At 72.3% G+C, this 18,991-nt stretch carries 16 protein-coding genes and 1 pseudogene; 9 read left to right on the forward strand and 8 right to left on the reverse strand.

What is annotated here, in order from left to right:
* Nucleotides 1-18: 18 nt before the first annotated feature.
* The 5 genes from OG462_RS15265 to OG462_RS15285 all read right to left on the reverse strand — a co-directional run bounded on the left by OG462_RS15265 (nucleotide 19) and on the right by OG462_RS15285 (nucleotide 5,874).
* Nucleotides 19-648, reverse strand: a complete 630-nt coding sequence (locus tag OG462_RS15265; protein ID WP_406057980.1) for a hypothetical protein — start codon at nucleotides 646-648, stop codon at nucleotides 19-21.
* 68 nt (nucleotides 649-716) lie between these two features.
* Nucleotides 717-2,258, reverse strand: a complete 1,542-nt coding sequence (locus OG462_RS15270) for an ATP-binding protein (protein ID WP_406057981.1) — start codon at nucleotides 2,256-2,258, stop codon at nucleotides 717-719.
* The gene (locus OG462_RS15275) at nucleotides 2,255-2,947 is read right to left on the reverse strand and encodes a response regulator (protein WP_406057982.1); all 693 of its coding nucleotides are present in this window, start codon (nucleotides 2,945-2,947) and stop codon (nucleotides 2,255-2,257) included. The genes OG462_RS15270 and OG462_RS15275 overlap by 4 nt, the downstream gene beginning before the upstream one ends.
* A 48-nt stretch (nucleotides 2,948-2,995) precedes the next feature.
* The gene (murJ, locus tag OG462_RS15280) at nucleotides 2,996-4,702 is read right to left on the reverse strand and encodes a murein biosynthesis integral membrane protein MurJ (protein WP_406057983.1); all 1,707 of its coding nucleotides are present in this window, start codon (nucleotides 4,700-4,702) and stop codon (nucleotides 2,996-2,998) included.
* Nucleotides 4,699-5,874 (reverse strand): lipid II:glycine glycyltransferase FemX, encoded by a 1,176-nt coding sequence (locus tag OG462_RS15285; RefSeq protein WP_406057984.1) that lies wholly within the window; start codon nucleotides 5,872-5,874, stop codon nucleotides 4,699-4,701. The genes murJ and OG462_RS15285 overlap by 4 nt, the downstream gene beginning before the upstream one ends.
* A gap of 210 nt (nucleotides 5,875-6,084) precedes the next feature.
* Between OG462_RS15285 and OG462_RS15290 the strand changes: the two genes are divergently transcribed.
* Complete coding sequence (locus OG462_RS15290; RefSeq protein WP_406057985.1) at nucleotides 6,085-7,263, forward strand: Ig-like domain-containing protein; 1,179 nt, start codon at nucleotides 6,085-6,087, stop codon at nucleotides 7,261-7,263.
* A gap of 19 nt (nucleotides 7,264-7,282) precedes the next feature.
* Here the strand turns inward: OG462_RS15290 and OG462_RS15295 are convergent, their stop codons facing one another.
* On the reverse strand, nucleotides 7,283-7,951 hold the full coding sequence (locus tag OG462_RS15295) for a pirin family protein (RefSeq protein ID WP_406057986.1): 669 nt from the start codon (nucleotides 7,949-7,951) through the stop codon (nucleotides 7,283-7,285).
* Nucleotides 7,952-8,183: 232 nt separating this feature from the next.
* Between OG462_RS15295 and OG462_RS15300 the strand changes: the two genes are divergently transcribed.
* The 5 genes from OG462_RS15300 to fabF all read left to right on the forward strand — a co-directional run bounded on the left by OG462_RS15300 (nucleotide 8,184) and on the right by fabF (nucleotide 13,069).
* Complete coding sequence (locus OG462_RS15300; RefSeq protein WP_406057987.1) at nucleotides 8,184-9,365, forward strand: PucR family transcriptional regulator; 1,182 nt, start codon at nucleotides 8,184-8,186, stop codon at nucleotides 9,363-9,365.
* Between the two features lie 89 nt (nucleotides 9,366-9,454).
* Nucleotides 9,455-10,372: an ACP S-malonyltransferase gene (locus tag OG462_RS15305; RefSeq protein ID WP_406057988.1), complete on the forward strand. Its 918-nt coding sequence runs from the start codon at nucleotides 9,455-9,457 to the stop codon at nucleotides 10,370-10,372.
* Nucleotides 10,373-10,390: 18 nt separating this feature from the next.
* Nucleotides 10,391-11,422 carry a ketoacyl-ACP synthase III gene (locus OG462_RS15310; protein WP_406057989.1) on the forward strand — a complete coding sequence of 344 codons (1,032 nt, stop codon included), beginning with the start codon at nucleotides 10,391-10,393 and terminating at the stop codon, nucleotides 11,420-11,422.
* 56 nt (nucleotides 11,423-11,478) lie between these two features.
* Nucleotides 11,479-11,727, forward strand: a complete 249-nt coding sequence (locus OG462_RS15315) for an acyl carrier protein (RefSeq protein WP_030220891.1) — start codon at nucleotides 11,479-11,481, stop codon at nucleotides 11,725-11,727.
* Between the two features lie 79 nt (nucleotides 11,728-11,806).
* Nucleotides 11,807-13,069, forward strand: a complete 1,263-nt coding sequence (fabF, locus tag OG462_RS15320) for a beta-ketoacyl-ACP synthase II (protein WP_406057990.1) — start codon at nucleotides 11,807-11,809, stop codon at nucleotides 13,067-13,069.
* A gap of 103 nt (nucleotides 13,070-13,172) precedes the next feature.
* Here the strand turns inward: fabF and OG462_RS15325 are convergent, their stop codons facing one another.
* The gene (locus OG462_RS15325; RefSeq protein WP_073807023.1) at nucleotides 13,173-13,667 is read right to left on the reverse strand and encodes a DUF3145 domain-containing protein; all 495 of its coding nucleotides are present in this window, start codon (nucleotides 13,665-13,667) and stop codon (nucleotides 13,173-13,175) included.
* 259 nt (nucleotides 13,668-13,926) lie between these two features.
* Here OG462_RS15325 and OG462_RS15330 point away from each other — a divergent pair, with 259 nt between their 5' ends.
* A complete protein-coding gene (locus OG462_RS15330) occupies nucleotides 13,927-14,820 on the forward strand; it encodes an SGNH/GDSL hydrolase family protein (protein ID WP_406057991.1) in 894 nt (297 codons plus the stop codon).
* 58 nt (nucleotides 14,821-14,878) lie between these two features.
* Here the strand turns inward: OG462_RS15330 and OG462_RS15335 are convergent.
* Nucleotides 14,879-17,340, reverse strand: a pseudogene (locus OG462_RS15335) (glycoside hydrolase family 3 protein).
* Between the two features lie 151 nt (nucleotides 17,341-17,491).
* Between OG462_RS15335 and OG462_RS15340 the strand changes: the two are divergent.
* Both OG462_RS15340 and OG462_RS15345 read left to right on the forward strand, forming a co-directional pair.
* A complete protein-coding gene (locus OG462_RS15340) occupies nucleotides 17,492-18,067 on the forward strand; it encodes a TetR/AcrR family transcriptional regulator (RefSeq protein WP_406057992.1) in 576 nt (191 codons plus the stop codon).
* 71 nt (nucleotides 18,068-18,138) lie between these two features.
* Nucleotides 18,139-18,852 carry a carbon-nitrogen hydrolase family protein gene (locus OG462_RS15345; protein WP_406057993.1) on the forward strand — a complete coding sequence of 238 codons (714 nt, stop codon included), beginning with the start codon at nucleotides 18,139-18,141 and terminating at the stop codon, nucleotides 18,850-18,852.
* The last annotated feature ends 139 nt before the right edge of the window (nucleotides 18,853-18,991 follow it).

Below are 18,991 nucleotides of genomic sequence, written 5' to 3' on the forward strand. Positions count from 1 at the left end.
GAGCGGAGGATCCGGCGGCTACGCTTCGCAGCGCTGGGTGGGCAGGATCCCGTCCGGGCCGCTGAGCGACACCTCGACCAGGCCGGCCGGGTGTTCCGCGTAGGCGGTCGTGCACACCAGCTGGCGGACGGCCGCCCCGGACAGCTTCTTGACGGGGAAGGGGGTCCGGATCCAGATCAGCCGGCGCGCCGGGGTCCCCGTCGAGGCACTCCCCGTCGAGGCCTGCAGCATCGTCGGACTCCCCGCCTCCGTCCCGGGCAGGGCGGTGGTGATGCCTGCCGCGGTCTCGTTCTCCCTGGGGCCGGCGAGGAGCATGGCGAGGATCTTGTCGGTGACGATCCCGCCGCGGCGCAGATCGTCGGGGGATATCTCGTAGCCCGGACCGAATCCGTCGTAGGGGGCGCGGGCGTCTCCCGAGCCGGGCGACGAGGAGGCGGTCACCGGGTCGGGGGCGTAGACATCGCGGGTCACCGGCATCGACCGGCCGTCGGGGCCGACGAAGTACAGCACGATCCGGTCCTCGGGTATCGGCCCGACGTGCAGGGTGGCGGCCCCGCCCGCCTCGACGACGTCGGTCTTCTGTATGCCGCAGCCTGCCAGCGCCAGCAGGGCGGACAGGGCCGCGGCGACGGCCCGGGGGCGGTTCACGGCGACGGCTTTCCGGCCGCTCGCGACAACGGCTTTCCGGCGGTTCGCGGCACCGGCCTTCCGGCGGTTCACAGCGGCATCCGTACGGTGAAGACCGCCCCGCCCGCAGGGTCGTTGGCGGCCGTGACCGTGCCTCCGTGCAGGCGTACGTTCTCCAGGGTGATCGCGAGGCCGAGACCGCTGCCCGCCGAGCGGGTACGGGCCCGGTCCGCCTTGTAGAAGCGGTCGAAGACGTGCGGCAGGACGTCCGGGTGGATGCCCGGCCCCCGGTCGGCGACCTCCGTCACCAGCTGGTCCCCCTCCGCGTACAGCCGGACCGTCACCGGCGCCCCGCCGTGCCGCAGCGCGTTCCCGACGAGGTTGGCGACGACGACGTCGAAGCGGCGCGGGTCGAGCCGGGCCCTGATCCCCTCGGTGAGGTGCGGGACGACCTGCGCCGGATCGGTCCAGTGCCGGTGCTGGAGGGTCTTGCGGACGCAGTCGGCGGCGTCGACCTCGTCCGTGTGGAGCTCGGCGGCGCGCGCGTCGAAGCGGGAGATCTCCATGAGGTCCTCGACGAGCACGGCCAGCTTGCCGGTCTCGGCGCTGATCAGGCGGACGGCGCGGGCGGTGTCGCTGTCGAGGCTGTCGGCGTCCTCGTCGAGGACCTCGGTGACGGCGAGCATCCCGGCGAGCGGGGTGCGGAGTTCGTGCGAGACGTCGGAGGCGAAGCGGCGGGCGCGGGTCTCGGCGTTGCGGAGTTCCGCGACGGAACGTTCCAGCTCTGCGGCGGATTCGTTGAACGTCCGGGCGAGATCGGCGAGTTCGTCGCTGCCCTTGGCGTGGATACGGGTGTCGAGCCGGCCGCGCCCCATGCTGTGGGCCGCGTGGCGCAGTTCCCGTACGGGCCGGAGCACCCCGCGCGAGGCGATCAGCGCGGGGATCAGGGCGACGGCGAGCGCGGGCAGCGCGCCGTCGCGGGCGGCCGTGACCATCGCCTCCACGTTCGCCTCCTCCTCGGAGAGTTCCATGACGGCATAGAACACGAGGCCGGTGCGCTGCGGCGGTCCGTCGGCGGAACGGGCCAGGAAGACGGCGGGAACGGCGATCGTGAGGTACGGGGTGCCGTTCTTGACCACCCGCTGGAAACTGCCGTGCGGGACACCCTCGTCGTCGACGGCGCGGGCCCGCAGCTCCGGGGTGATGACGGAGGAGGTGGGCCGGTCGGTGGAGGAGACGCGGAGGGTGCCGTACTCGGCGTAGACGCGCCAGGCGCGGGGCTTGCCCTGGCGGGCGACGAGCATGAGCGAGTCCCGCAGCGTCTCCGGTTCGACGGGCAGAGTGGTGCCGAGGGCGTCGACCTGCTCGCGGAAGGCGGAGACGGCGGTGTCCTGGGTCTGCTCCAGGATGGCGTTGCGGGCGGCCCGGTAGGTGAGGGCGGCGGTGGTGCCGCAGCCGACGGCGGCGACGAGCAGGAAGGCGAGCACGAGGCGCGTGCGGAGCCCGAAGGGGTGCGGCCGCAGCCGCGGGCTCCGCCCCCTGCGCCGGGACGCGCGCCCGTGCCCCGTCGTCGTGTGCCCTTCGTGGCCCTCGTGCCCGGCGTCCGCGTCCGGGGTGACACAGGCCTTCACTGCGGTCCCAGCGGGCCGAAGCGGTAGCCGAAGCCGCGCAGGGTCTGGATGTAGCGGGGTTCGCCCGGGGTGTCCTCGATCTTGTTCCGCAGCCGGCGGACACAGGCGTCGACCAGTCGGGCGTCCCCGTGGTAGCTGTGCTCCCAGACGTGTTCGAGGAGCTGCTGACGGCTGAAGACCTGCTCGGGCGCGGCCGTGAGATGGAGCAGCAGCTTCAGCTCGGAGGGGGCGAGGGCGATCCGCTCGCCCGCCTTGGCGACGGTGAGACCGGCCCGGTCGATGGCCAGCTCCCCGTGGAACTCGACGGCGGACCGGCCGCCGGGCGGCTCCTCGATGCGCCGCAGCACGGCCCGTATCCGGGCCTCGATGACCTCGGTACGGGCGGGCTTGACGATGTAGTCGTCGGCGCCGGCCTCCAGGCCGATGACGACGTCGAAGTCGTCACCGCGGGCGGTCAGCATGATGATCGGCAGCTGGCTGCTCTCGCGGACCCGGCGGCAGACCTGCACGCCGTTGATGCCGGGCAGCATGAGGTCGAGCAGCAGCAGATCCGGCCGGAACTCCGCGAGCGCGTCGAGACCGGCCTCCCCCGTGGCAGCGGTGCGCACCTCGTGCCCGCGGCGCCGGAGCCCGAGCTCGACGCCTTCGCGGACGGAGGGGTCGTCTTCTATCAGGAGCACGCGGGGCATCTGTGAAGTATCCCAAGGTAGAAGGGCTCCTCCTGCCGGAGGGGTGGCTCAGGCCCGGCGGGCGAGGCCACGCAGTCGGCCGCTCCCGGTCACGAGGAGGGCCTGGACCTCGGTGAGCCGGAGGGGCCGGGCGAGGACGGCGAAGACGGCGAGGACGGTCAGCGCGCCGACGATCCCGGAGGGTACGGCTCCGGCGGGACCGGTGAGGTCGGTGACGAGGAGCCCGTAACCGGCGGCGGGCACGGCGGCGAACATCAGCCGCACGAGCCCGGAGAGCGAACCGCCGGAGGCCGAGGCGTCGGAGGCCGAACCGCCCGAGAGCGAGCCGTCGAAGGCCGAGCCGTCGCCGTCCCTCTTCGTGCCGCTCCCCTTCAGCCGCTTCCCGAGCACGTACGCCGTGACTCCCCAGCCCACCCACAGGGCGAGCGAATATCCGGCGGCCATGCCGGCGACGGCCCAGCGGGTGGGCAGGTAGTGGAACGCGGCGAACGACAGCCCCGCGTTGAGCCCGGCGATCACCAGGTTGAGCAGGAACGGGGTACGGGTGTCCCGCAGCGCGTAGAAGGCGCGGTTGCACACGTACTGCCCGGAGAGGGCGACGAGTCCGGGCGCGAAGGCCATCAGGATCCAGGACATCGCGCGGATGTCGTCGCCGCTGGTCGCCCCGTACCGGAAGACGACCGTCATCAGCGGTACGGCGAGCGCGAGGAGGGCGCAGGCCGCCGGGACGACGGCGGCCGAGCTGGTCCGCAGGGCGTACGAGACGTCCCGCCGGACCCCCACGAGGTCGCCGTCGGCGGCAGCGCCGCTCATCCGGGGCAGCAGCGCGGTGACGAGGGAGACCGTGATGATGCCGTGCGGGACGGACCACAGCAGATAGGCGTTGTTGTAGGCGGCGAGGCCGCCGCCGCTGACCGTGTCGCCCGCCGAGGTGGCGAGCAGGGTGGTCACCCAGTACGCGCCCTGGTTGGTGAGGACGAGCAGCACCAGCCAGCCGGCCGAGCGCAGCGGCTGGGCGAGGCCGCTGCCGCGCCAGTCGAAGCGGGGCCGCCAGCGGAAGCGGGCGGCGCGCAGCGAGGGCACGAGGGCGAGGGCCTGGAGCACGATGCCGGCGGTGGTGCCCCAGCCGAGCAGCGCGGTCTCGCCGGGGGTGAGGGCGCCGCCGTCGCTGACCACGAGGAAGAGGGCGAAGACGGAGACGACGACCACGTTGTTGAGGACGGGGGTCCACATCATGGCGCCGAAGCGGCCCCGGGCGTTGAGGACCTGTCCGAGCAGGGTGAAGAGCCCGAGGAAGAAGATCTGCGGCAGGCACGCGCGCGCGAAGGCGAGGGTCATCTCCCGCTGCTCGCCCACGTAGTCGGTGTACGTGTCGACGATCAGCGGCGCGGCGAACACGGCGACGGCCGTGAGGGCGACGAGGGCGAGCGCGCACAGGGTGAGCAGCCGGTCGGTGTAGGCGACTCCGCCGTCCTCGTGTTCCTTGGCGGCCTTGACCAGCTCGGGGACGAAGACGGCGTTGAGGGCGCCGCCGAGGAGGAGCGTGTAGATGATGGTGGGGACGGTGTTGCCGACCGCGTAGCCGTCGGCGACGGAGGCGGCGCCGAGCGCGGCGGCGGCGACGGAGGCGCGGACGAAGCCGGTGGCACGGGAGACGAGCGACCCGGCGGCCATGAGCGCACCGCTGCGCAGCGCGGACGGCGTGGACCTGGCCCGGCGCCTGCCGGGACGCTCGGCGGTGAGCGTGGCCGTCATCGGCGGGCCAGATACGCCTGGAACGCGCGGTACAGCGCCTGGTTGGTCGTGCCCTGCATCGGTGTCTCCCACTCCCCCAGCGTCTCGACGACCTGTCCGCCCGTACCGAGCTTCCAGCGGAGCAGCCCGTGGGCGCGGTCGCCCGGATCGAGGGTGGAGGGTACCCCGCGCAGGTCGTAGACGGCTGCGCCGAGGGCTTGGGCGTCGAGCATCATGCGCCACTGGAGGGCGTTGGAGGGCCTGACCTCGCGGCGGTGGTCGGCGGAGGCGCCGGTCTGGTACCAGACGCGTCCGCCCACGGTGACCATGGTGTGGGCGGCGAGGATCTCGCCCTCGTGGCGGGCGAGGTAGAGCTTCATGCGGCCGGGGTGCTCGGCGTTGAGGACGGCGTACTGGCGCTCGTAGTACGCGAGGGAGCGGCCGAGCCGGAACCCGTCACGTTCCTCGGTGATGCGGAGCAGCCGGTAGAACTCGGGGAGGTCGGCGGCGGAGCCGACGGTGATCTCGACCCCGGACTTGCGGGCCTTGCGGACGTTGCGCCGCCACTCCTGGTTGAGGCCGGTCCACAGGTCGTCGGGGGTGCGCCCGGTGAGCGGCACCTGGAAGACGTGCCGGGGCTGGGCGTCGGCGCCGTCCTCGGAGTCGCCGCCGCACTTGCGCCAGCCGCGGGCCCGGAGGCGTTCGGCGACGACCGTGCCGAGCGGGTCGACCTCGTCGGCGAGGACGTCGGCGAGCCGGCGGCCGGGCCCGGTGGCGGCCTTGACGGTGGCGGCGTTCCATCGCCGGTAGGCGGGCCCGGGGCCCATGCGTACGGCGAAGGCGCCGCAGGAGCGCAGATGGCCGAGCAGCGGGGCGAGCCAGCCGTCCATGTCGGGGTCGGCCCAGTCGGCGACGGGTCCTTCGGGCAGGTAGGCGAAGTACTTGCGGGTGCCGGGGAAGGGCCGCATGAGGACGAGGGCGACCCCGGTCAGCGCGCCGGAGTCCGGGCCCCAGCCCACCAGTTGGTGCTGCCAGCCGTCCTTCACCTGGGCCCAGGCCGGGACTTGGAGGAAGCTGGGCCCGTCCGCACCGGAGCGGGACGCGAGGAAGGCACGGTAGACCTCGGGGGTCACTTGGCCGAGCCGCAGGGCGCGGCGTTCGGTGGGTGCGGCCGTCACGAGCAGGGCTGACACAACGGGAGCCTCCTTGTTCCGCCCCTCGGTGGTGGGGCGCACAGCAGGCTCACAGCCGAATTCGACGGAGTCGCGCGGCGAATGTGACCGGACGATGACCGTTTTGCCGCAGCCCTTGTCATACGGGCCGCAGGCCTCCGTCAGGTGCCGGGAGCGACTTACAGTCCGAAACATCCCACCCACCACTCCCTCACTCTGCGGAGGTCTTCCGTGCTGCGAATACGCACACCCCGTCCCGTTCTCGCGGCAGTAGCGCTGACCGTCTCCCTCACGGCCTGTACGGCGCAGGCGGCGAGCGGCCCCGGCGGGACCGACGCCCCCGCGGCGGACGCGTCGAAGACTCAGCCGGCGAAGGTGACGGTCGTGAAGCCGGCGGCCGGCGTCCCGGTGACGGTGACCGCGACGGGCGGCACGATCTCCGAGGTGAAGATCGTGGACGCGGACGGCGGTTCGCTCGCGGGGCGCGCGGGCGCGGGCGGCACCCGCTGGGTCTCCGACCGCAAGGCGGCGCCGGGGACGGCGTACACGGTGGAGGTCGTCTCGCGTACGGCCGACGGCAAGGAGACGACCACCCGGTCCTCCTTCGAGACGGCCGAGGCGGACAAGGTCAACAAGCTCACCCTCGCCCCCGGCAAGAACACCACCGTCGGCGTCGCCCACCCCGTCTCGATCGTCTTCGACCTCCCGGTGACGAAGAAGGCGGACGTGGAGAAGCAGCTCAAGGTGACCACCTCGAACGCGACCGAGGGTTCCTGGGGCTGGGTCAAGGACTACTCGGGCCGGGACCGGGCGGACTGGCGCCCCCGTACGTACTGGAAGCCCGGCACGAAGGTCACCCTGGAGGCGGACCTGAACGGCACGGACTCGGGCGGCGGCTGGTTCGTGCGGGACTACCGCACCGGCTTCACGATCGGCGCCGCGCAGATCGTCAAGGTCGACCTGGACCGCCACAAGCTGACGCTGGACAAGGACGGGCGCACGGTCCGTACGATCCCGGTCTCCGGCGGCACCCCGGGCGGCGACAAGCGGTCCTGGCGGGGCACGGCCGTGCTGATGGCGAAGGAGGGCACCATCAACATGAACTCGGAGACGGTCGGGCTCGGGGACGCGTACGACAAGGACGTGGACTACTCGATGCGCCTGACCTGGTCGGGCATGTACGCGCACGCGGCCCCGTGGAACGCGGCGTACTTCGGCAACGCCAACAAGAGCTCGGGCTGCATCGGCATGAGCGACGAGAACGCCGCGTCCTTCTACGGCGCGGTGAACGTCGGCGACCCGTTCGAGATCACCGGCAAGGACACCAAGGGCACGGTCGCCGAGGGCAACGGCTACGGGGCGTGGAACCTGAGCTGGGAGCAGTGGAAGGCGAAGAGCGCGCTCGCCTGAAGCCAGACCCCGGGACTGTTCAGCCGAGGGCCTTGCGCCAGTCCCGCATCTCCCAGATCAGGACCTCCGCATCGGTCGTGGCGACGAGGGTGTGCCCCCCGGCGCCGGTGATCCGGACGGCGTCGCCGGGGGACAGCGGCTCCCCGTCGAGCCCGACGCTGCCGCGTACGACATGGACGTACGCGAAGTCGGCGGCCGGTACGACGACGGGCTCGCCCGCGGCCGGCCGGCGGACGTGCAGCCGCGCGTCCGCCTCCGGCAGGTCGTACGACCCGTCGAGGCCGCGCACCACCTCGTACGAGGGCGCGCCGCCCGGCGACAGCGGTGCGAGCCACATCTGGACGAAGACGAGCGGCACGTCGGCGTCGTTGCGCTCGACGTGCCGGACTCCCCCGGCGGAGCTGAGCCGCTGGAGGTCCCCGGGGCGGACGACCGTGGTGTGGCCGGCGGTGTCGTGGTGGGTGAGCTCCCCCTCGACGACCCAGGTGACGATCTCCGTGTGGCTGTGCGGATGCTCGTCGAAGCCCGCGCCGGGCGCGAGCCGCTCCTCGTTGCAGGCGAGCAGGGCGCCGAAGCGGAGGTTGTCGGGGTCGTAGTGCGGCCCGAAGGAGAGGGCGTGCCGGGTCTCGATCCCGGCGGCCGGGTCACCCCCGGGGTACCGCTCCACCGAGCGCTGGATGCGTGTCACGGGCTCTACGGTAGTGCGGCCTCCCGAGCCGAAGCCGGACGCCGAGCTGAACGCCGAGCCGGACGCCGAGCCGGACCCCGCCCCGAGCGACCCGGACCGCGACACCAGGGCGAACCCTGCCCCTGCCCCGAGGCCGACCCGGACGCCGTCCTGAGGCCGCCCCCGGATCCCGTCGGAGGCGAACCCGCCCCGACCCCGCACACTGCCGTCCCGATAAGGCAGTCTTGTCCACGTGCCAGAACCCACGAACGTCCCTCACTCGCACGCCGCGACCCTGAAGCGCCTCGAACAGTCCTCCGGGCGGCTCGCCGCCAACGCCATCGCCCGCATGGACGAGACGCTGCCGTGGTACCGGGCGATGCCGCCCGAGAACCGGTCGTGGATCGGTCTGGTCGCCCAGGCCGGTATCGCCGCGTTCACCGAGTGGTTCCGGCACCCGGAGACCCCGCAGGCCATCTCGACGGACGTCTTCGGCACCGCGCCCCGCGAGCTGACCCGCGCGATCACCCTGCGCCAGACCGTGGAGATGGTGCGCACCACCATCGAGGTCATGGAGACGGCGATCGAGGAGGTCGCCGCCCCCGGCGACGAGTCCATCCTCCGCGAGGCGCTCCTCGTCTACGCCCGGGAGATCGCGTTCGCGACGGCCCAGGTGTACGCGCAGGCCGCCGAGGCCCGGGGCGCCTGGGACGCGCGCCTGGAATCGCTCGTGGTGAACGCGGTCCTCTCCGGCGAGGCCGACGAGGGCGCGGTCTCGCGTGCCGCGGCGCTCGGCTGGAACTCCCCGGACCATGTGTGCGTGATCCTCGGCACGGCCCCCGACGGCGACAGCGAGCTCACCGTGGAGGCGATCCGCCGCGCGGCCCGGCACGCCAAGCTGCAGGTCCTCACCGGCGTCCTCGGCAACCGCCTGGTGGTCATCGCCGGCGGCAACGACAATCCGCTGGCCGTGGCGAAGGCCCTGATCGGCCCTTATGCCGCGGGCCCGGTCGTCGCCGGCCCCGTCGTCCCCGATCTGCTGGCCGCCACGCGCTCCGCGCAGGCCGCCGCGGCGGGCCTCAAGGCGTGCTCGGCCTGGCAGGACGCTCCCCGCCCGGTCCTCGCGGACGATCTCCTGCCGGAGCGCGCCATCGCCTCCGACCCTTCGGCCCGCGACCAGCTGGTGGAGGAGATCTACAGACCGCTGGAGGAAGCGGGCTCGGCGCTCCTGGAAACTCTCAGTGTCTATCTGGAGCAGGCCAGCAGCCTGGAAGGCGCGGCCCGGATGTTGTTCGTCCACCCCAACACCGTGCGCTACCGGCTTCGACGTGTGACCGACGTCACCGGCTGGTCACCCTCCGATGTCCGTTCCGCGTTCACGCTGCGGATCGCACTCATTCTGGGGCGCTTGGCCGACGGAGATCAGCAGTCCTAGACTTTTGTCGAACACCAACAATTCCCCCGACGGTTCTTCGTCCCTGTCCCCACGGGCGCTCGGAGCCGTCCCCAAGAGAGAGTGTGAGGGTGCTCGTACTCGTCGCTCCCGGCCAAGGCGCCCAGACGCCTGGCTTCCTGACTCCCTGGCTCGAACTCCCCGGCGCCGCCGACCGCATCGCGGCCTGGTCGGACGCCATCGGGCTCGACCTCGCCCACTACGGCACGAAGGCGGACGCGGACGAGATCCGTGACACCGCCGTGGCACAGCCGCTGCTCGTCGCCGCCGGTCTGCTGTCGGCCGCTGCCCTCGGTGACGTGAAGCCCGGTGTCGTCGCCGGTCACAGCGTCGGCGAGTTCACCGCCGCCGTGTTCGCGGGTGTCCTCGACGACACCGCCGCGCTGCGTCTCGTACGGACCCGTGGGCTCGCGATGGCCGAAGCCGCCGCGATCACGGCGACCGGCATGTCGGCGCTGCTCGGCGGCGACCCCGAGGTGACCGTCCCGCACCTGGAGAAGCTCGGTCTGACCGCGGCCAACGTGAACGGCGCCGGCCAGATCGTGGCCGCCGGCACCATGGAGCAGCTGGCCGCCCTGGAGGCGGACAAGCCCGAGGGTGTCCGCCGGGTCGTCGCGCTCAAGGTCGCCGGTGCCTTCCACACGCACCACATGGCCCCGGCCGTGGCGAAGCTGGAGGAGTCGGCGAAGGAGCTGTCCCCGGCCGCCCCCACCACCCGCTACGTGTCCAACAAGGACGGGCAGGTCGTCACCGACGGCGCCGAGGTCGTGGCCCGCCTGGTCGGCCAGGTCGCGAACCCGGTCCGCTGGGACCTGTGCATGGAGACCTTCCAGTCGCTCGGCGCGACCGCGCTGATCGAGGTGTGCCCCGGCGGCACCCTGACCGGCATCGCCAAGCGCGCCCTGCCGGGCGTGGCCACGGTCGCCCTCAAGACTCCCGACGACCTCGACGCGGCCCGTACGCTCATCGCTGAGCACGCGGCCGTCTGACAAGGAGTGTCGAGAAGCATGTCGAAGATCAAGCCCAGCAAGGGCGCCCCGTACGCACGGATCCTCGGTGTCGGCGGCTACCGCCCCACCCGGGTCGTGCCGAACGAGGTGATCCTCGAGAAGATCGACTCGTCCGACGAGTGGATCCGCTCGCGCTCCGGCATCTCCACCCGTCACTGGGCCTCTCCCGAGGAGACCGTCGCCGCCATGTCGGTGGAGGCCTCGGGCAAGGCCATCGCCGACGCCGGGATCAACCCGGAGCAGATCGGCGCCGTGATCGTCTCCACGGTCTCGCACTTCAAGCAGACCCCGGCCGTCGCCACCGAGATCGCCGACAGGATCGGCGCCGGCAAGCCGGCCGCGTTCGACATCTCCGCCGGCTGCGCGGGCTTCGGCTACGGCCTGACGCTCGCCAAGGGCATGATCGTCGAGGGTTCCGCGGAGTACGTCCTCGTCATCGGTGTCGAGCGGCTCAGCGACCTGACGGACCTGGAGGACCGCGCGACGGCCTTCCTGTTCGGCGACGGCGCCGGCGCCGTGGTCGTCGGCCCCTCGGACGAGCCGCACATCGGCCCCACGGTGTGGGGTTCCGAGGGCGACAAGTCCGAGACCATCAAGCAGACCGTGCCGTGGAACGAGTTCCACAGCGGCGACACCTCGACCCTGCCGCTCAACGAGCAGGGCGAGATCAAGTTCCCCGCCATCACGCAGGAGGGTCAGGCGGTCTTCCGCTGGGCCGTCTTCGAGATGGCGAAGGTCGCCCAGCAGGCCCTGGACGCCGCCGGCATCTCGGCGGACGACCTGGACGTCTTCATCCCGCACCAGGCCAACATGCGGATCATCGACTCGATGGTGAAGACGCTGAAGCTGCCGGAGCACGTCACGGTCGCCCGTGACGTCGAGACCACCGGCAACACGTCGGCTGCCTCGATTCCGCTCGCCATGGAACGACTCCTGGCGACCGGCAAGGCGAAGAGCGGCGACACGGCGCTCATCATCGGCTTCGGGGCGGGTCTCGTCTTCGCCGCGACGGTCGTTACCCTCCCCTAGGCACTCCGGTTCTTCCGGAAGCCTTTTCCCAAGTAATCACAAGAAGGAGCGCCACCATGGCCGCCACCCAGGACCAGATCGTCGAAGGCCTCGCCGAGATCGTCAACGAGATCGCCGGCATCCCGGTCGAGGACGTCGAGCTGGGCAAGTCGTTCACCGACGACCTGGACGTCGACTCGCTCTCCATGGTCGAGGTCGTCGTCGCCGCCGAAGAGCGCTTCGACGTCAAGATCCCGGACGAGGACGTCAAGAACCTCAAGACGGTTGGCGACGCTGCCGACTACATCCTGAAGCACCAGGCCTGATTCGGCCCTCGCTGACTCGGTCCGCCACCCGGCGGTGGCGCCGTATTCCGACCATCACACACATGGAGAACGAATTCCTGTGAGCTCGACCAATCGCACCGTGGTCGTCACCGGTATCGGCGCAACCACACCGCTGGGTGGCGACTCCGCGTCGACCTGGGAAGGTCTTCTCGCGGGGCGCTCCGGCGTCAGGCCCCTGGAGGGCGAGCGCTTCGCCGAACTGCCCGTCCAGATCGCCGCGACGGCCGCCGTCGACCCCGGTGACGTCCTGCCCCGCCCGCTCGCCCGCAAGCTGGACCGCTCGGCGCAGTTCGCGCTGATCGCGGCCCGCGAGGCCTGGGCCGACGCGGGCTACACCGCCCCCGCCGGCGAGGACGAGAAGATCGTGCCCGAGCGGCTCGGTTCCGTCATCGCCTCCGGCATCGGCGGTGTCACCACGCTGCTCGACCAGTACGACGTGCTGAAGGAGAAGGGCGTCCGTCGCGTCTCCCCGCACACCGTGCCCATGCTCATGCCGAACAGCCCGTCCGCGAACGTGGGCCTCGAGGTGAACGCCCGGGCGGGCGTCCACACCCCGGTCTCCGCGTGCGCGTCGGGCGCCGAGGCGATCGGCTACGCCGTCGAAATGATCCGTACCGGCCGTGCCGACGTGGTCGTCGCCGGCGGTACCGAGGCCGCGATCCACCCGCTGCCGATCGCCGCCTTCGCCAACATGATGGCGATGTCCAAGAACAACGACGAGCCGACGAAGGCCTCGCGTCCCTACGACACCGGCCGCGACGGCTTCGTGCTCGGCGAGGGCGCGGGCGTCGTGATCCTGGAGTCCGAGGAGCACGCGAAGGCGCGCGGCGCGCGCATCTACTGCGAGGTCCTCGGCCAGGGCCTGTCGGCCGACAGCCACCACATCGCGCAGCCCGAGCCGACCGGCCGGGGCATCGCCGCCGCGATGCAGAACCTGCTCGACGCGACGGACCTCAAGCCGTCCGAGGTCGTCCACCTCAACGCCCACGCCACGTCGACGCCGCAGGGTGACGTCGCCGAGATCAAGGCGCTGCGGAAGGTCCTGGGCGACGACCTGGACCACGTCGCGATCTCCGCGACGAAGTCGATGACCGGCCACCTCCTCGGCGGCGCGGGCGGCATCGAGACCGTCGCGACGGTCCTGGCGCTCCACCACCGCCTGGCCCCGCCGACGATCAACATCGACGAGCTGGACCCGGCGGTCGACGCGGACATCGTCCGCGACGAGCCCCGCGAACTCCCGCAGGGCACGATCGCCGCGATCAACAACAGCTTCGGCTTCGGCGGCCACAACGTGGTGCTGGCGTTCCGCACGGTGTGACCTCACGCGTGACATGACGAAGGCCCACCCCCGCGCGGGGGTGGGCTTTCGCCGCATCCGGCCGGGCGGGGTCCGGCGCGCTACCGCGCGCCGGTGGCGGTCATCAGACGACCTGGTGCAGCCAGCGCACGGGGGCTCCCTCGCCCGCGTAGCGGAAGGGCTCCAGTTCGTCGTCCCACGGCTTGCCGAGGAGCCGGGCGATCTCGGCCTCCAGCTGCGTCTCGCCCTGCGCGGAGCGCGCGAGGGCGGCCCGCAGCCGGTCCTCGGGGATCAGGATGTCCCCGTGCATGCCGGTGACGGCGTGGAAGATGCCCAGGTCGGGGGTGGCGCTGTAGCGCTCGCCCTCGGCGGTGGGGCAGGGCTCCGCGGTCACCTCGAAGCGGAGCATCTGCCAGCCGCGCAGCGCGGAGGCGAGTTCGGAGGCGGTGCCGGTACGGCCCTGCCAGGAGAACTCGGCTCTCCAGGTGCCGGGGGACGCCGGCTGGCGGATCCAGTCGAGCTGGACCCTCGCACCGAGGACACCCGCGACCGCCCATTCGACGTGCGGGCACAGCGCGCGCGGTGCGGAGTGAACGTACAGGACTCCACGTGTCGTCACCGGGACCTCCAGTGTGGGACGAGGTTCGCCTTTCCCAGCGGCCTCAGTAAACAGCATCAGGAGTAAAACATCACAAACCCTCAAAAAGGGGACAGTATGTGACGTGATGTAATTTACCGGAGCCGGTCGGCAAAGGTGCCTCTGGTTCGACGGGGGAAAAGCTACCGTGCCGCGCCGTCATCGGTGTGACGTACGGTCGGTCCGAGGGCGGGTGAACACGAAGCTTTCACCCGCCAGGACGCCGAAGGAGGGGCCGGGGATGCGCGGCCGACCGAGATTTCGTACAGCTGTCGCCGCCGCGACGGCGGCACTCCTGTGCGCGGGGGCGCTGTCCGGCTGCACCGCCGGGGAGCCCGCGGCGAAGACCCCGGCGGCGAGACCGACCCCGAAGCCGGCCCCGAAGCCGACCCCGTTGTGGGACGTCTCCCCCGCCTCCGTCGCCGCCGTCGGCGACTCCGTCACCCGTGCCTTCGACGCCTGTTCGGTCCTCACGGACTGCCCCGAGGCGTCCTGGGCGACGGGCACGGACACCACCGTGAACAGCCTCGCGCTGCGCCTCCTCGGCCCGGAGAAGGTGGCCACCCGCAGCTGGAACCTGGCGCGGACGGGGGCGCGGATGGCGGAGCTTCCGGAGCAGATGGCCGGGGCCGCGGCCGAACGGCCCGAGCTGGTCACGGTGATGATGGGCGCGAACGACGCCTGTCGGCCCACCCCGGAGCTGATGACGCCGGTCGACGACTTCCGGACGTTCTTCGAGGCGGCCCTCGCCCGGCTGCGGAAGGGTGCTCCGAAGGCGCAGGTGTACGTGGCGAGCGTGCCCTCCCTGATGCACCTGTGGTCGACGGGGCGGGTCAGTCCGATGGGTCTTGAGGTGTGGAAGCTGGGGATCTGCGGCGCGATGCTGACGGACGCGGAGGACCTGGGTGCCGCGGCGGAGCGGCGACGCGCCGAGGTGCAGGACCGGGTGGTGGCGTACAACCGGGTGCTTTCGGAGGTGTGCGCGAAGGACGAGCGCTGCCGGTACGACGGCGGGGCGGTCTTCGGATTCCGTTTCGACGGCGGGCAGTTGAGCCCCTGGGATTTCTTCCATCCGAGCAAGGACGGGCAGGCGCGGCTCGCGGAGCTCGCGTACCGGCGGATCACGAAGGAGTGAAGGACCCCGGGGCGGTTGTCAGGTGCCGCCCCGGGGCCGGTCGTGAGGGTCCTCGTGATCAGATCTCGACGGTGGTCGTCAGGCGGGCGTCCGAGAGGGAGTGGGCGGCCAGGACCTCGTACGTTCCGGTGACGAGGGTCCAGTCGTTCCGCTCCTCGTCCCAGATCTCGAAGGCCCGGCGGGGCAGGGCGATCTCGGTCTCGACGGTCTCGCCGGGGCCCGCCTCGACGCTCGCGAAGCCGGCCAGCCAGCGCGCCGGGCGCTCCACCGAGTCGCTCACGGGTGCCAGGTAGACCTGGACGACCTCACGGCCGGTGCGGGTGCCGGTGTTGGTGATCCGGACCTTCGCCGTCGCCGGGGTGACGTCCAGGGAGTCGTACGACCAGGTCGTGTAGCCGAGGCCGTGGCCGAAGGCGTACGCGGGGACGGCGCCGGCCTTGTCCCAGGCGCGGTAGCCGATGAAGACGCCCTCGGCGTAGTCGAGTTCGCCCTCGGTGGGGGTGACCTCGGTGACGGGGACGTCGGCGAGGGCGGCGGGCCAGGTGGTGGGGAGACGGCCGCCGGGCTCCTCGGCGCCGGTGAGGACGTCGGCGAGGGCGGCGCCGCCCTCCTGGCCGGGGAACCAGCTGAGCAGGATCGCGGCGACCTCCTCGCGCCAGGGCAGCTCGACCGGGGAGCCGGCGTTGACGACGACGACCGTGTTCGGGTTGGCGGCGGCGACGGCCCGTACGAGCTCGTCCTGGCGGCCGGGGAGGGCGAGGTCCTTGCGGTCGAAGCCCTCGGACTCGACGCGTTCGGTGGTGGCGACGACCACGACGGCGGTGTCGGCGGCGCGGGCGGCCTCGACGGCCTCGGCGATCAGTTCGTCGGGGTCACGGCGCGGACCGAGGTGGACGAAGGAGAACATGACGGCCGGCAGCGGGGCCGCGAACTCCTTGTCGAGGGTGTGGAGCAGGGACACCTCGACGGTCTCGCCGGCGGTGAGCGCGACCTTGGCGCGCTCGACCGGGGAGCCGAAGAAGGCCTCGAAGGGGTCGCTCTCGGGGCCCATCGTCTGGACGCCGTCGAAGACGGTCTCGCCGCCGACGGCGAGGGTGTAGGCGCCGAGGCCGCGGGTGCCGAAGGAGTGCTCGCCGGACTCGCGCGGGGTGAAGGTGCCGATGACCTCGATGGAGGCCAGGGCCTCGTGGGTGACACCGGCGGGGAGGTCGTCGCCGATCCACTGGACCTGCCCGTTGGGCAGGGAGCCTTCGCCGAGGAGGCGGCCCTCGGCGTCGCGGCAGCGGGCGCGGAGGGTGAATCCCTGGTCGGCGGGGGCGAGTTCGTCGCTGGGGTCGGCGCCGATGTGGAAGGTGAGCCGGCGCCCTTCGGGACCGCCCTCTTCGGTACCGGCGGCGAGGGCGGCGGTGAGGCCGGCGAGCGGGGAGACGACGTGGTCGGGGAAGACCTGGGCGGAGCCGCCGCCGAGGACGCGGGCGTCGCGGGCGGCGGCGCCGGAGAGGGCGACGGTCCCCCGCTTCATGGGGAGCGCGCCGTTCTCGTTGCGGACGAGGACGAAGCCGCGGTGGGCGATCTCGCGGGCGAGCGCGTCACCGTCGAGGGCGGCCGGGGGTTCGGCGACGACCGGCGGGGCGCCTTCGAGGGCGCCGACGCGGGCGGCGAGCCGCAGGACGTTGCGGACGGCGGTGTCGACCGTGGACTCCTCGACCTCGCCGCGCGGACGGCGGCGGCGAGCGCCTCGCCGTAGACGGTCTGCGGGCCGGGCATGGCGACGTCGAGGCCGCCCTCGATGTCGCCGGTGGTGGAGCGGGCGGCCATCCAGTCGGAGACGTTGTAGCCGTCGAAGCCCCACTCGCCGCGCAGGACCTCGTTCACCAGGTGGCGGTGCTCGGTCATGGTCACGCCGTTGACCTGGTTGTAGGCGGTCATGATGCCCCAGGGGTGGGCGTTCTTGACGATGGCCTCGAAGGGGGCGAGGTAGAGCTCGCGGAGGGGGCGCGGGGCGATCCTGTTGTCGACGGTGAAGCGGTCGGTCTCGGCGTCGTTGGCGACGAAGTGCTTGACGGTGGTGCCGACGCCGCCGTCCTGGACGCCCTGGACGTAGCCGGTGCCGACGGCACCGGTGAGGAAGGGGTCCTCGCTGTAGGCCTCGAAGTGGCGTCCGCCGAGCGGGGTGCGGTGCAGGTTGACCGTGGGCGCGAGCAGGACGTGGACGCCCTTGCGGCGGGCCTCCTGGGCGAGGAGGCGGCCGGCGCGGCGGGCGAGGGCGGGGTCCCAGGCGGCGGCGAGCGCGGTCGGGGAGGGCAGGGCGACGGACGGGTCGTCGGCGGTCCAGCGGACGCCGCGGACGCCGATGGGGCCGTCGGACATGACCAGGGACCGCAGGCCGATCTCGGGCAGGGCGGGCAGGGACCACATGTCCTGGCCGCCGAGCAGCCGGGTCTTGGTGTCCAGGTCGAGCTTGGCGAGCGCCGCCTCGACGACCTCTTCCCGTGCCGTGTCCGCGCTGGTCTCCGCCATGGCCGTACCTCCTCGTTGACGTACTGATGACCCCGATGGGCCCATCGTGCACCCACTTACCTGTAGATCGGTAGGTGATGTTATCTGTTTGTTATTTTATGGAGGGGGTACGGTCCTGTCGGAAGCGACGAGCCGAGAGGAGGCCGCGGCGATGGTGCGGGCCAGGAGCGAGGAGCGGCGGGCGGACATCCTGCGCGCGGCCCTCGAAGTGATCGCCGAGCGCGGCTACCGGGGCGCCACCCTCGGCTCGGTCGCCGAGCGGGTCGGCCTCACCCAGCAGGGGCTGCTGCACTACTTCCCCACGAAGGAGACGCTGCTCGTCGCCGTCCTGGAGGAGCGCGACCGCTGGGACACGAGCGGCGGCCGGGACCGCGAGGGCTGGCGGCTCGACCTGCTCGAATCGCTCGTCGAGTACAACGCGATGCGGCCCGGCATCGTGCAGACCTTCTCCGCACTGCTCGGCGAGAGCGTGACGGACGGGCACCCGGCGCGGGAGTTCTTCACCGAGCGGTACGCGCTGGTGCGGGCGAACATGGCGCAGGTGCTGCGCCTGGAGTTCGGCGACCGGCTGCCGAGCGGGCTGAGCCCGGAGCGGGCGGCGCCGCTCCTCACGGCGGTGATGGACGGGCTGCAGTACCAGTGGCTCCTGGACCCCTCGGCGGTGGACATGCCGGCCGCCTTCCGCGACTTCCTGCACCTGCTGCACGGGGGCGAGACACGGCCGTAGCCGCGAACTCGGGCCGCCGCGAACTCGGGGGCGGGAGGGTGGCGGTGGCCGTGGCGCGGGATGATGGGGGCATGATCGTCGCAGCCACCCAGTTCGCCCCGGTCGCCGGGGACATCGCCGCCAACGTGCGGACCGTCGCCGGGCTGATCCGGGCCTCCGGGGCCGAGGGCGCCCGTGTGGTCGTCTTCGCCGAGCTCTGCCTCACCGGGTACGAGCCGTCCCTGATCCGGGACACCCCCGATCTGGTCCTCGCCGAGGACGACCCCCGTCTTGAGCCCGTACGGGAGGCCTGCCGCGCGGTGTCGGCGGCGGCCGTCGTCAACGGGCCGGTGCGGACGGCGGACGGCCGGCCCGCGGTCACCACGCTGGTCATCGGGCCGGACGGCGAACTCCTCGCCCGCTACGACAAGCAGCACCTGTACGGAGTCGAGCTGGAGGCCTTCGCGCCGGGGACCTCCGACGGGCGGTTCTCGCTCGACGGGGTCCGGTTCGCGACGGCCACCTGCTACGACAACCGCTTCCCCGAGCTGGCCGAGCGGGCCGTCGCAGACAACTGCACGGTGTACCTGGCGAGTTCGGTGCTCGGCGCCGACAACGACTCGTTCGAGACGGTGTATCCGGTACGGGCCCGGGACTTCGGCCTGTACGTGGTGCTCGGCAACGTCCTCGGGACCAACGAGGACGGCGTGGGCGCCGGTGCCGCGGGGGCCTGGGGCCCGGACGGCGGGCGGATCGCGGACGCGGGAGGGACGGAGCCGGGCTTCGTGCTCGCCGAGGTCGGCTGAGCCGGGGTACGGAAGGGGGCCGGGGTACGGAACGAGCCGGCCCCTACGGAAGGGGCCGGCTCCTGAAGAAGAACCGGGCGGCCGTGGGACATTCGGCCGCCCGGCTCCGGGATCGCCGTCACGGAACCCCCGGTCCGTG

The organism is Streptomyces sp. NBC_01077 (genome assembly GCF_045162855.1).
Classification (GTDB): Bacteria; Actinomycetota; Actinomycetes; order Streptomycetales; family Streptomycetaceae; genus Streptomyces.